This is a genomic window from Brevibacillus nitrificans (assembly GCF_003710965.1).
GTDB classification, from domain to species: Bacteria; Bacillota; Bacilli; order Brevibacillales; family Brevibacillaceae; genus Brevibacillus; species Brevibacillus centrosporus.
Map to the genome: position 1 here is coordinate 15,705 of NZ_RHHU01000028.1, position 12,150 is coordinate 27,854.

At 51.7% G+C, this 12,150-nt stretch carries 11 protein-coding genes and 1 tRNA gene; 10 read left to right on the forward strand and 2 right to left on the reverse strand.

What is annotated here, in order from left to right:
- Window positions 1-72 precede the first annotated feature (72 nt).
- On the forward strand, window positions 73-1,077 hold the full coding sequence (locus EDM59_RS29975) for an ABC transporter substrate-binding protein (protein ID WP_122926934.1): 1,005 nt from the start codon (window positions 73-75) through the stop codon (window positions 1,075-1,077).
- A 57-nt stretch (window positions 1,078-1,134) separates the two neighbouring features.
- Here the strand turns inward: EDM59_RS29975 and EDM59_RS29980 are convergent.
- Both EDM59_RS29980 and EDM59_RS29985 read right to left on the reverse strand, forming a co-directional pair.
- Window positions 1,135-1,209 (reverse strand) — tRNA-Arg (locus EDM59_RS29980).
- A gap of 169 nt (window positions 1,210-1,378) precedes the next feature.
- Window positions 1,379-2,407 carry an ABC transporter substrate-binding protein gene (locus EDM59_RS29985; protein WP_246011301.1) on the reverse strand — a complete coding sequence of 343 codons (1,029 nt, stop codon included), beginning with the start codon at window positions 2,405-2,407 and terminating at the stop codon, window positions 1,379-1,381.
- A 175-nt stretch (window positions 2,408-2,582) separates the two neighbouring features.
- On the opposite strand from EDM59_RS29985, the gene EDM59_RS29990 reads away from it, so the two are divergent.
- From EDM59_RS29990 to tpiA, 9 genes are all read left to right on the forward strand, one after another.
- Complete coding sequence (locus tag EDM59_RS29990; protein ID WP_122926935.1) at window positions 2,583-3,593, forward strand: FecCD family ABC transporter permease; 1,011 nt, start codon at window positions 2,583-2,585, stop codon at window positions 3,591-3,593.
- Window positions 3,586-4,626 carry a FecCD family ABC transporter permease gene (locus EDM59_RS29995; RefSeq protein ID WP_122926936.1) on the forward strand — a complete coding sequence of 347 codons (1,041 nt, stop codon included), beginning with the start codon at window positions 3,586-3,588 and terminating at the stop codon, window positions 4,624-4,626. Before EDM59_RS29990 ends, EDM59_RS29995 begins: the two co-directional genes overlap by 8 nt.
- Window positions 4,627-4,794: 168 nt before the next feature.
- The gene (gene rpoN, locus EDM59_RS30000; protein ID WP_122926937.1) at window positions 4,795-6,168 is read left to right on the forward strand and encodes an RNA polymerase factor sigma-54; all 1,374 of its coding nucleotides are present in this window, start codon (window positions 4,795-4,797) and stop codon (window positions 6,166-6,168) included.
- Between the two features lie 21 nt (window positions 6,169-6,189).
- Window positions 6,190-6,444: a glutaredoxin family protein gene (locus EDM59_RS30005; protein ID WP_122927011.1), complete on the forward strand. Its 255-nt coding sequence runs from the start codon at window positions 6,190-6,192 to the stop codon at window positions 6,442-6,444.
- 180 nt (window positions 6,445-6,624) lie between these two features.
- Window positions 6,625-7,644 (forward strand): sugar-binding transcriptional regulator, encoded by a 1,020-nt coding sequence (locus EDM59_RS30010; RefSeq protein WP_122926938.1) that lies wholly within the window; start codon window positions 6,625-6,627, stop codon window positions 7,642-7,644.
- Window positions 7,645-7,672: 28 nt separating this feature from the next.
- Window positions 7,673-9,034, forward strand: coding sequence for a Na+/H+ antiporter NhaC family protein (locus tag EDM59_RS30015; RefSeq protein ID WP_122926939.1), 1,362 nt, complete (start codon window positions 7,673-7,675; stop codon window positions 9,032-9,034).
- Between the two features lie 19 nt (window positions 9,035-9,053).
- Complete coding sequence (gene gap, locus EDM59_RS30020) at window positions 9,054-10,058, forward strand: type I glyceraldehyde-3-phosphate dehydrogenase (protein ID WP_122926940.1); 1,005 nt, start codon at window positions 9,054-9,056, stop codon at window positions 10,056-10,058.
- 99 nt (window positions 10,059-10,157) lie between these two features.
- A complete protein-coding gene (locus tag EDM59_RS30025; protein WP_122926941.1) occupies window positions 10,158-11,342 on the forward strand; it encodes a phosphoglycerate kinase in 1,185 nt (394 codons plus the stop codon).
- An 11-nt stretch (window positions 11,343-11,353) separates the two neighbouring features.
- Entirely contained in the window at window positions 11,354-12,109 is a 756-nt protein-coding gene (gene tpiA / locus EDM59_RS30030; protein WP_122926942.1) for a triose-phosphate isomerase, read from the forward strand.
- Window positions 12,110-12,150: the final 41 nt, after the last annotated feature.

A 12,150-nucleotide genomic window follows, 5' to 3' on the forward strand; every position in this document is an offset into this window, starting at 1 on the left:
CTATTTTTTTTATGTCTTTTTAACTGATAATGATATTCATTTTTAACGAAAAATGCTAGGGGGAAAAGATTCATGTTTACCAGAGCTTTCACAAAAGGAAAAATCACAGCGATGCTGCTCGTCGTATTATCGTTGCTCGTATCCGCGTGCGGGAGTCAGACAACGGCTCCAGCACCAGAGGCAACACAAGCACCTGCAGCCAAGGAAAGCCCAGCGCCAGCCGCAGAAGAGGCGAGAACGATCACGCATGCCATGGGAGAAACCAAGATTACTGGTACACCACAGCGCATTGTCGTGTTGACCACACAGGGGACGGAGAGCTTGCTCGCATTGGGAATCAAGCCGGTAGGGGCCGTCAAATCGTGGATCGGTGACCCGTGGTACGATCACATCAAGGATCAAATGGGCGGAGTGGAAGTAGTAGGGGATGAAACGCAGCCGAACATGGAGCTGATCGCGAGCCTGAAGCCGGATCTGATCCTCGGTACGAAGGTACGCCAAGAGAAAATCTACACGCAGCTTTCGTCCATCGCTCCTACCGTATTTACTGAAAATCTCGGTGACAGCATGATCGAGAACTTTGAGCTGTACACAAAGGCACTGAACAAGGAGGCAGAAGGAAAGGCCGTACTCGACGCTTTCAACAAAACGATCGAGGAAGCGAAAACGAAGCTCGGGGATAAAACAAACATGCAGGTATCCATGGCTCGCTTCCAGCCTGGCAAAGTACGTGCATACCTCAAAAACAATTTCGCTGGCGTCATTCTGGATAAGATCGGATTTGCAAGACCGGAGGCACAAAACAAGGATGAGTTCACGCAAGACATAGCGAAAGAGCAGATCAACCTGCTGGATGGGGATGTTTTCTTCTACTTTACTTCCGATCGTGAAGGCGATGACGGAGCGACCAAAACCGCAAAGGAATGGCTCAGCGATCCACTCGCGCAAAACATGAAGGTGGTTAAGACAGGACGCACTTACCTGGTGAACGAAGCGATCTGGAACTCCTCAGGAGGTATTCTGGCTGCTGAACTGATGGTAAAAGACGTGGAGAGGATCTTCGGGGAAATCAAATAAACAAGGGTAAGGAAAACAAAAGAAGACTGGAATCATCCAGTCTTCTCATTACTTCAATGGTACGCCTGAAGGGAATCGAACCCCCGCACATGGTTCCGGAGACCATTGCTCTATCCACTGAGCTACAGGCGTATGGTATGGAATAGTGATACTTACCCATTATAAGACATCTTCTGAGCCAAATGCAAACAAAAAACCTGCTTTTGGTTCAATTTTTTCGTGAGGGTGAACTCATTCAAGGAAAAGGGAAGGGGCAGCCGCGCCGTGACGTTGCCCCTTTTGTTTTTGCTTTTACGTGATCTTACTTCGAAAAGTGTGCCACGATCTCATCGAGCAGCAGGTTGGCGGACAGGATGCCGCCGCCTGTATTCCAAATGACTTCATTGACTTGAAAGACTTGATTGTTTTTTACAACGCTCAGGTTTTTCCAAAGGGGATCATTGACCCATTCGTCACGGTAAGTCGCTGCCGCTTTATCATCGTAGTCGGAGACCCAGTAGAACAGGACATCGCCATCGGCTTCCGCCATTTGTTCTTTTGCGATGACTTGCATGAATTCATCTTTATCCTGAGAAGCCGGACGTGCAAAGCCGAGCTGGTTGAACAGCACGCCTGCAAACGTGTCTTTCATGTAGAGGCGGACTTTTCCTGGCAAGAAGCGGGCGATCGATACCTTCGTCTTTGTCTTTTCGCCCAGTTTGGTTTTCGCTTCCTCTACTCTTTGATCAAAGCTGGCCAGAAGCTTATCGCCCTCCGCCTTTTTGTTCACCGTTTCCGCATAAAGCTTGAAGTTGATCTTCCAGCTTCCGGACAGGTCCTCGGCAAATACGGTCGGTGCGATGGAGGAAAGCTGGGAGTAGATTTTTTCCTGACGTACTTTGTTGCCGATGATCAGATCCGGCTTCAGACTGGCGATCAGTTCGATATTGGGCTGGGTTTCCTCGCCGAGATCGGTGACACCTTGCATTTGCTCTTTAATATGGTCATACCAGGGCTCGCCTTGCCAGGACTTGACTGCTCCTACGGGCTTGACGCCGAGACTGAGAAGGGCTTCTGTTCCTTCGTTGGTGAGGATTACAACGCGCTGGGGATCCCCTTTAAGCTCGGTTTCTCCCATCGCATGTTTAATCTTTCTCACTTCCGAGCTGGTATCGCTGGAAGCGGGAGTTGAAGCGGGTGCTGTTGTTGCTGCTGTTGCTGGCTGACTATTTGCGGCATTCTGACCGCCTGTAGCATTTTGACTACCTGAGCCGCAGCCTGTGACAAACAGCATCAAAGACAAGCCGAGGGAGCATAAGACCCGAAAGACTGGCTTACGAGGAGTAAGCATGGTGGACGACCTCCTGAGAGTGATATTCATTATTGATTATACAAGTCATACTGTATAATTAAGGAAAAGGCATGTCAATGATTTTTTTGATAACAATAATCAATCTCATTGACTAGCTGGAAATAGACAGCTTACAATGAGAGGAAATTGCGTGGGAAGAAAGTAGGGAACAGCCGTGAAATTTCTTTTGCACAGCCGCGTTCAAAAGTCGGTTGTTCTAGTTGTAGGGATCGTCTTGCTGGGTTTAGCGATGGTTGCCAGTGTCCTGTACGGTATCCAAAACTTTCGCATTGCGACCGCGATTGAAGCGTATACCAGCTTTACCGGGAGCAACGAGCAGCTCATCATTTTGCATACGAGGGTTCCTCGAGCGATCGCAGCAGCCTTTGTAGGAGGGAGCTTGGCATTGGCGGGAGTCCTTTTGCAGGCTTTGACCCGCAATCCACTCGCTTCCCCTTCCGTTTTTGGGATCAACTCGGGAGCGGCGCTGCTGATTGTCGTTTCCTTGTTTGTGTTCGGAGGCGTATTTACCTTTACGCAGATGATGTGGGTAGGATTTTTGGGCGCTGCCTTGACTGCCTTGATCGTCTACATACTTGGTTCTGCAGGAAGAGGAGGGATGTCTCCCGTAAAAGTGACACTCTCTGGCGCGGCAGTCGCTGCGTTTGCGTCCTCTTTGACCTCGCTGTTTATGCTCATTGACGATAAGACGATGGAAGAAGCGCTCTACTGGCTGGTAGGGTCCGTGTCAGGCAGAGATTTGCGCCACGCCCAGATGATTATTCCGTATCTTGTGACTGGATGGATCCTTTCCATTTTTCTGGCTGGCTCTTTAAATCTGATGGCCCTCGGCGATGATGTCGCGAAGAGCCTCGGACAAAAAATTGTCTGGGTGAAGGCTTGTATCGTGATCGTCGTCGTCCTTCTCGCAGGGGGTTCGGTTGCGCTCACGGGACCCATCGGCTTTGTCGGGATCGTAATTCCGCATATTTGCCGCTATCTGGTGGGGATAGACCATCGCTGGGTGATTCCTTACAGTGTGGTCATAGGGGGCATGTTTCTCGTCTTGGCGGATCTGGTATCCCGTTTTCTGCTGATGCCGGAGGAAGTACCTGTAGGAGTGGCTACGGCTGTCATCGGCGTGCCGTTTGTCATCGCCATCGTAAGGAGGAGGGCGCATGAGTAAATTTGCGGTCGTTCGCAGCCAAAAGCCTTTGCTTTCGTTTCAGATTCACGTTCGTTCTTTTGTGATTATCGGCATGCTCATTGGCCTGCTTGCTGTGGCTATTGTGGCAAGTATTGGGCTGGGGAGCATTCGCATCCCGGTGTCGGAAGTACTGAAATCGCTAGTCGGGATGGGGGACAGCACCTTCCAGCTCGTCGTTGTGAATTTGCGTCTGCCTCGCATTCTGGTATCGGTCATGGTCGGTGCCGCGCTGGCTGTTTCTGGAGCCATTTTGCAGGCGCTCGTCCGCAATCCTCTGGCTTCACCTGACTTGATCGGGACGACAAATGGAGCAACTGCTGCTGCGGTTGCGTTTATCGCTTTTTCCAATGGGACTTACAGCATTCATTGGCTGCCCCTGGTAGCTTTGATCGGCGGCTTTTTCGCAGCTTCGCTGACTTATGTGACGGCTTGGAAGCGGGGGCTGTCGCCGTTTCGCTTTGCCTTGATCGGTGTCTCCATTTCGGCGGCGATGGGAGCGTTGTCCGTTTACTTTATGATCTCGGGTCCGCTGTATCTGACATCTCAAGCGCTTGGCTGGATGTCGGGAACGGTTTATGGAACCTCCTGGGATCATGTTCTTACCCTTTTGCCATGGGTAGTCGGCTTTTTGCTGGTGACGATCATCCAGTCGCGTACGCTCAATGTGCAGGAGCTGGGAGATGATATTGCCAAAAGCGTAGGGGTGCGGGTCGAAAGGAAGCGTCTGATCCTCATCGCGGTCAGTGTGGCCCTGGCAGCTGCTGCCGTAGGGATTGCCGGAGGAATCGGCTTCGTGGGCCTGATGGCGCCTCATATGGCACGCAAGCTGGTAGGCTCGTCCTACGGTGCCCTGCTGCCGACCTCTGCGCTATTGGGTGGACTCTTTGTCCTGTTGGCGGACTTGGCAGCGCGGACGCTGTTTGTACCTTTGGATGTGCCCGCTGGTGTTTTTACGGCTGCTGTGGGTGCCCCTTTCTTTATGTACCTGTTATATAGAAGCAAAAGAGAATAAACGCAAATCCTCCAGAAAAGTGGCCTTGATCGATGGGCCACTTTTTTCCGCTAGGTATTCATTTATTGGCAGGAAAATTGCAAGAGAGAACGAATATAATGACAATAGAGACGAGAGACGAAAAGCAGCTAGAGGAAGTGCCGGAAAGAGGAAAGGGGCGATTTCTTCATGAACATGGGACTGGGATTGTTTCAAGAACAGACGCTGAAGCTAGTGATGACGCCGGAGCTGCGTCAGGCGATTACCATATTGCAGTATTCTGCCGTCGATCTGATTTCCTATTTGCAGGAGCAGGCCATCGAAAATCCAGTCTTCGATCTGGAAGCACCGCGGGAAGTGGCCTCAGCCAAGGCGGAAAAGCCGACGCCGGAAATTGACTGGAAGGAAATTGTAGGGAATCGGGCATCAGGCGAGTACACTGCAACCAAAAATGAAAGCACTTACAATCCGCTCGATTTTGTCCATCAAGGGTCGGATAGCCTGTATGAGCACCTGGAACGCCAGCTCGGGTATGTAAAAGGCTTTACTCCGCTGCAAAAGAAAATTGCTTTGTTCTTGATCGGAAATCTGGATGAAAAGGGATACTTGGAGGTCACGCTCGAGGAAGCGAGCGCCAAGCTGGGAGCGGATCTTTTGGAGATCGAAGACGTGCTGTCGATCCTGCAGCACTTTGACCCGGTCGGAGTCGCGGCGCGAAGCTTGGAGGAATGCTTGCTGCTGCAGCTGGAACACCTGGCCCTCGATGATGAAAAGATCGTCCAGGTGGTGAAGTTCCACTTGCAGGATCTGGCGGATAATCGCTACCAGCGCATCGCCGATAAGGTCGGATGTACCCCTTTGGACGTGCAGGCGATGGCGGATCTGGTGCGTACACTAAATCCGCGTCCGGGTGCAGCGTACTCTCACGCCGATACACGCTATGTGATCCCGGATGTAGCCGTCGAAAAGGTAGGAAACGAGTATGTGGTCCTGGTCAATGACATTGCGACACCTCGCCTGAAAATCAACAGCTTTTATGAAAAAATGCTGAATCAGCAAAAGAGCCAGGAGGAAGCCAAGCAGTTCATTCACGAAAAGCTGAATGCGGCGATGTGGCTGGCGAAAAGCTTGGAGCAGCGTAGGCTGACACTCATGCGCGTGACCCAGGCGATCGTCGAAATGCAGCAGGACTTTTTTGACCGCGGGATCGATTTCTTAAAGCCGATGACACAAAAGGAAATTGCGGAAAAGGTCAATCTGCACGAGTCGACCATCAGTCGGGCGACGAGCAATAAATACGTGCAAACGCCAAGGGGTATATTTGAACTGAAGTACTTCTTTACCTCTGCGCTCTCTACTTCGAGCGGGGAAGCGACCTCATCAGAGAGTGTGAAGCGGCGAATCAAGGCCTTGATCGAGCAGGAAGACCGGAAGGCACCGCTGTCCGATCAAAAGCTGGGAGAAATGCTGCAGGCAGAGGGGATCGAGATTTCTCGCCGAACGGTTGCTAAATACCGGGAAGAAATGATGATTCCGTCGTCCGCAAAAAGAAAGAGGTTTTAACGTTTGGTACAAGAACGAGTGATGGACATAGTTCTCTATGGAAGAAACAGATGCCACCTGTGCGACGAGGTGGAGCTCTTGATCCGCACTTTGGCAAAGGAGTTTCCGCTTCGTCTGCAGGTGGTTGATATTGAGAGTGATCCAGTGCTGCACGAAGAGATGATGCTGGTCATTCCTGTAGTGGCGATCGACGGGGAGATTGTTTTCCGTTCCGTGACGCATGTCGTGACATTTCAAGAGCTGCATCAGGAATTGACGCGCAGGACCAGCAAGTAAAAGGTCTCCCCACGTCAAGTGGGCTTGGGGAGGTCTTGCAAGTTTTTAGGAGATGTGCTACATTCGTGTTGTAGCGAGATTTCTTTTTTTTGCACCACGCGGGACATAAAATGTATATAGAGGGACAAAAAACGTCCCGTAATAAGAATAGCCCATCCACACACACAAGGAAGAAGGTTTATGCGCCGATTACTTGAGTTGCAACAAAAGCTTTTGCCCGACCTGATTCCTATCTTGCGCGACCGATACATGCTGCTGCGCTCGATCTATCACCTGCAGCCGATTGGCAGAAGGGGCCTGGCTCAGGAAATGGGTACGACCGAGCGGATTTTGCGAGCAGAAGTGGATCTTTTAAAAGAGACAGGACTGCTCCATGTGACTGCAGCGGGTATGAGTCTCAGTGAAGAAGGCATGCAGGTGTTGGATGAGATGGAGCCGATGGTAGGCGAATTGTTTGGTCTGACAGATCTTGCTGAGCGCTTGCAGCGAAAGCTGGGGATCGCGGAAGTCATCGTCGTCTCAGGCAATGCCGATCAGTCACCCTGGGTGAAGGAAGAGCTGGGACGCGTGGGAGCTCGCGTACTCAAGCAGGTCATCTCCGAGGGAGATATCGTCGCGGTTACAGGTGGCTCCTCCATAGCCAGTGTAGCGAAGCATTTATCGCCATCCGCTGCTTTCCGCTCCGTCCAGTTTGTACCGGCTCGCGGCGGCCTTGGAGAGCGAGTGGAGCTGCAGGCAAATACGCTTGCCTCTGCGATGGCGGCAAAGACGGGGGCTACCTACCGACTGCTTCACGTGCCTGACCGACTCCATCCAGAAGCGCTGCAGACACTGCTCAAGGAGCCGCAGGTACAAGACGTCCTTTCGCTCTTGGGAGAGGCGCGCATCGTCTTGCATGGGATCGGTGACGCGATGACGATGGCGAAACGGAGGAACTACTCCGAGGATGAGCTTCAGGAGCTGGAGGCTGCTGGAGCGGTATCAGAGGCGTTTGGGTATTACTTTGATGAGGCGGGAGTGACGGTCCAGCGCATGCCGACCATCGGATTGCAGCTGGAGGAGGTTCACAAAGCGGAGAAAGTGCTATCCATCGCGGGTGGCGAAAGCAAGGCAAAAGCGATTCTTTCCTTTGCCAAACAGTCATGTCAGAATGTACTTATCACAGATGAAGGGGCTGCGAGGTCTCTGTTGTCTACATGACTGTATAAAAGGAAGGAAGTTGATTGAAATGCCTATGGCAGCGATGCTCCCGATTTTCTCGCTGATCGCAGGTATCGTGCTCAGCTTGACGATTGGTTTTCCGCTCGCGCTGGGGATTGTTTTCGCGATCTTGGTCACACTGGTTAGTGTAGTGAAGCTTGGCTATTCATGGAAAGCACAATTTGCCTTTGGGTGGGAAGGCGTCAAACAGACAAAGCCTGTTCTGATGATCCTGTTTCTGGTCGGGCTGTTGATTCCGCTGTTGATGATGGGAGGTACGATTCCCGCTATCATCTACTATGGGCTTTCCATCGTCAATGTTGACTACCTGCTGGTCCTTGCTTTTCTCATGACTGCGGCCGTGAGCTATTTGCTCGGGACGTCTGTGGGAACACTGAGTACCGTCGGCTTGTCGCTCATGGGGATCGCGCATGCTGCTGACATTTCACAGGGAATGGTCGCAGGCGCTTTAATCTCTGGAGCGATGGTTGGTGAGCGTTTCTCGCCCATCTCCAGCAGCCGCTTGCTGGTATTGTCCAACGTAGGAATGACAGAAGAGCAGGACAGACAGACGCGACGCCCTGCATGGCTGACCGTAGGTATTTGTGGGGTACTGTACCTGGTGCTCGATCTTTTTCGGTCACAGGCTGGCTCGAGCAATACCATTCAGATGTACCAGGAGCTTCTCCTGCGTCATTATGCCATCAGCTGGCTGCTCATGCTGCCGCTGATTGTGCTGATCGCTTCCTTTGCCTTTCGAGTAAAAGCGGTAGTCGCCCTGCTTTACGGAATTGTTGCCAGTGCCATTCTGGTGTTTGTGACGGCGGCTCCTGACGTTAAGACGTTTGCAGGCTCCATGCTTTACGGCTACGAGCTGCACTCAGGCACGTCACTCGATGAGCTGGTACACGGTGGCGGGATGCTGTCGATTATTAGTGTACTCATCCTGATCATTCTTGCAGGATTTTTGAACGGAATTTTGAACAGGGCTAACCTCTTGACCCCCATCGTTGACAAGATGATGGGATCTACGAAAAAGAGCACGGTTCTGGTAGCGAAGGCTGCAGCCCTGTCGCTGTTGGTCGTCATCATCAGCTGCAATCAGACGATCCCGATCCTCGTGCTCGGATCTACCTTGCTCCACCGCTTCTCGCAGTGGAACGACGGACGAGTGTTTTTGGGGAAAACGATGATGGACACGACACTGGTCATGCCTGTTCTGATCCCTTGGAATGGGCTGGCGATGGTGATTTCCATCGCCTTGGGTGTATCTACGGTAGAAACACTGCCGTACCTGTTCTTTTCCTTGCTGTTGCCGATTGTAACGATTGTTGCCTCCCGAAATTTCAACACGGAGGGGGGCTCAATAACCAATAAAAAAGCGATATAACTAGTGGGAGGTATTCCTTATGGTAAAGGTTGGTATTAACGGTTTTGGACGCATTGGTCGCAACGTGTTTCGTGCAGCGCTGAACAATCCAGATGTGGAAATCGTGGCAGTCAATGACCTGACTGATGCACAGACATTGGCCCATCTGCTCAAATACGATACGGTTCATGGCGTGCTTGATCTGGATGTAGAAGCAGGCGAAAACTCGCTGATCGTAGGCGGAAAAGAAATCAAGGTTCTTGCTGAACGCGACCCAGCTCAGCTCAAATGGGCGAACTACGGCGTAGAGATCGTGGTAGAATCCACAGGGCGTTTTACAAAACGCGAAGATGCAGCGAAGCACCTGGAAGGTGGAGCGAAAAAAGTCATCATTTCCGCACCTGCTACCAATGAAGACATCACCGTGGTTATGGGCGTAAACGAAGATAAATACGATCCAGCACAGCACACTGTGATTTCCAACGCATCTTGCACTACGAACTGCCTGGCACCTTTTGCGAAAGTTCTGAATGACAAATTCGGCATCGTGCGCGGCTTGATGACAACCGTCCACTCCTATACCAACGACCAGCAAATTCTCGACCTGCCGCACAAAGATCTGCGTCGTGCGCGTGCAGCGGCTGAGAATATCATCCCTACCTCTACAGGGGCAGCAAAAGCAGTGGCACTCGTACTGCCTGAGCTGAAAGGCAAGCTGAACGGCTTCGCTATGCGCGTACCAACTCCAAACGTATCTGTTGTGGATCTGGTAGCTGAGCTGAAAGCAGATGTAACGGTTGATGAACTGAACCAGGCGTTGAAGGAAGCAGCAGAGGGTCCACTCAAAGGCATCCTCGGCTATTCCGAAGCGCCGCTCGTATCCTCCGACTACAATGGGAACCCAGCATCCTCGACAATCGATGCTTTGTCTACTATGGTCCTAGAAGGAAACATGGTCAAAGTAGTATCTTGGTACGATAATGAATGGGGTTACTCAAATCGTGTTGTAGACTTGTGTCATTTTGTTGCGCAGCGCGGCTTGTAACAGATAAAATAGAACTGTTGTGGAAAAAAAGGGAGAGCAATCTCCCTTTTCCCATATCTGTTTTACGAATAAAAAGCCAATGATTTGGGAGGATCGTTCATGAACAAGAAATCTATCCGCGATGTTGAACTGGCAGGCAAGCGTGTATTCTGCCGCGTCGACTTCAACGTGCCAATGCAGGACGGGATTATCACCGATGATACACGCATCCGTGCTGCCGTGCCGACCATTCAATTCCTGGTGGAAGCAGGGGCAAAAGTAATCCTGGCAAGCCATTTTGGCCGTCCTAAAGGGCAAGTAGTGGAAGAGATGCGTCTGACCCCGGTCGCTGCCCATCTGTCTACTCTTTTGGGGAAAGACGTAAAGAAGCTGGATGACTCCATCGGAGCAGAAGTGGAAGCAGCCGTGCAGCAAATGGAAGCAGGAGACGTCATTCTGTTGGAAAACGTACGCTTCCATGCAGGGGAAGAAAAGAACGATCCGGAAATTGCAAAAAGTTTTGCAGCGCTGGCTGATCTGTTTGTTAATGACGCGTTTGGTACCGCACACCGCGCCCATGCTTCTACAGCAGGGATCGCTAATTACATACCGGCTGTAGCAGGACTGTTGATGGAAAAGGAAATCCGCTTTATGGGTGGAGCTCTTTCCCGTCCGGAGCGTCCGTTTACGGCGATCGTCGGCGGAGCAAAGGTGAAAGATAAAATTGCTGTCATCGAAAATCTGCTGACCAAGGTCGATCATTTGATTATCGGCGGCGGCATGGCGAATACGTTTTTGAAAGCACAGGGCTTGCGTGTCGGTGCTTCTTTGTGTGAAGACGATAAGCTGGATCTGGCCCGCACGCTGATGGCTCAGGCAAAAGAGCGCAACGTGTCTCTGCTCATGCCAGTAGATGTGGTAGTCGCTGACCGTTTTGCAGCCGATGCGGAGAAGCAAACGGTGAGTATCGATGCGATTCCAGATGGCTGGATGGCACTCGATATCGGCCCGAAAACCGTAGAGCAGTACCACAAAGTGATTGTGGACTCGAAAACGGTCGTATGGAACGGACCGATGGGTGTGTTTGAAATGGATGCATTTGCCCAAGGTACGATCGGTGTAGCGAAGGCGATGTCGGAATGCTCGGGTACGACCATCATCGGCGGCGGAGACTCGGTAGCGGCTGTTGAAAAAGCAGGCGTAGCGGAACAAATGACACATATTTCTACGGGCGGCGGAGCTTCCCTGGAATTCATGGAAGGAAAAGAACTGCCAGGGGTTGCGGTGCTCGCCGATAACGAATAGGGGGAGTTTTCTTGAGAACACCAATTATCGCGGGGAACTGGAAGATGTTCAAAACGATCGCGGAAGCTACTGCCTTTGCGCAGGAAGCCAAAGCGGGGACAACAAAGGCTGGCGTAGAAAAGGTCGTTTGCGCACCTTTTACAGCGCTTCCGGCATTGGGCCAGATTTTCGCAGGTACGGATATTGCGCTGGGTGCACAAAACATGCACTTTGAAGAGCAGGGAGCCTATACCGGAGAAATCAGCCCGGGCATGCTAAAGGAAATTGGCGTGAAATACGTCATCCTCGGCCATTCAGAGCGCCGCCAGTATTTTCAAGAAACCGACGAGATCGTGAATAAAAAGGTGCATGCTGCCTTGAAGCATGATTTGGTGCCCATCGTATGCGTAGGCGAGAGTCTGGAGCAGCGGGAAGCGGGAGAGACAGCGAACGTCGTGCGTACACAGACAGAGGGAGCGTTGGCTGGACTTACGACAGCACAGCTTGCGAATGTCGTGATCGCGTACGAGCCGATCTGGGCGATTGGGACAGGCAAATCTTCTACAGCAGAGGATGCCAACGAAACGATCGCAATCATTCGTCAGACGATCGCCGAGCGCTTTGGACAGGAAACTGCGGAGCACATTCGCATTCAGTACGGCGGCAGTGTGAAACCGGAGAATATCGCCAGCTACATGGCTCAGCCGGAAATCGACGGAGCGTTGGTCGGTGGAGCGAGCCTGGTTGCAGAAAGTTATTTGCAGCTCGTAAACGGAGCTTGCTCGTAAACGAAGCTTGCTCGTAAACGAAGCTTGCTTGTAAACGAAGC